This window comes from Protofrankia sp. CiP1_Cm_nod4, assembly GCF_982290645.1.
The window spans coordinates 7,206-7,929 of sequence record NZ_CEVIVC010000106.1 but is presented as its reverse complement, the minus strand read 5'-3'; the positions used below and the strand labels follow the sequence as shown (position 1 = coordinate 7,929).

Sequence of the window (724 nt, the reverse complement as noted above, 5' to 3'; positions counted from 1 at the left end):
TGGGCAGTGTGTGTGGTGGTCGGTGGGGGTAAGCAGGTCGAACCGGACGTCCGCGCGCGGGAAGTAGTACACCGGCAGGTGCCCGGTCTCGAAGACGTACAGCGTCCGGATGCTGTCCGCGATCACCTGCCCGTTGAAGAACACCCGGACCCGCCGGCCGTTCGGTTCGGTCCGCACCGGGCGCAGGTCACGCGGCCACGGCGAGAAAGGATCCCGCTCACCTGTCTCGGTCGCGATGGAGCCGGTTGATGTTCCGGTCGATGTCGTGCCGCTCATGTCCGGACTCCCTTTCCGTTTGTCGATGTCGTTGTGTCGGTGCTGGTGCCGGTGCCGGTGCTGGTGCTGGTGCCGGCCGGGCTCGCCGACGTCTCCGCGGCGACGGGGCGTCCGAACGTCACGCTCTCTCCTGCCGCGGCTGGCAGTACCCGCGTACCTGACCCGGCGAGCGGTGGCGACGCGGCCCTGGGCAGATCAGACGGCTCGCGGTGGCAACGCACCGTGTGCGCAGGCGCTCCGACCGGCCCGGACAGCAGCCGGACGGGAGGAGCCACCCGATCACACAGGCCGTCCAGCCGGTGGGGGCAGGCCCAGGCGAACCGGCAGCCGGCCCGCCCCGCCGAATCCGGACGGCCAGCCACCTGGCCCGGCACACCGTCCCCGGTCAGGCTGTCGGTGTACGGATGGTGCGGGCCGGACAGCACGGCGGAGGCGGGGCCGACCTCGG

The 724-nt window shown here is 71.8% G+C and carries 2 protein-coding genes; both read right to left on the bottom strand.

Annotated features, from left to right (window positions below; translation table 11 throughout):
- Positions 1-276 (bottom strand): DUF427 domain-containing protein (locus tag AC5LSR_RS17830; RefSeq protein WP_493468702.1); only part of this gene is annotated, 276 nt, incomplete at its 3' end.
- Positions 273-724, bottom strand: a 452-nt coding sequence (locus AC5LSR_RS17825) for an ABC transporter ATP-binding protein (RefSeq protein WP_445548791.1), incomplete at its 5' end; no start/stop codon positions are given. The genes AC5LSR_RS17830 and AC5LSR_RS17825, both read right to left, overlap by 4 nt.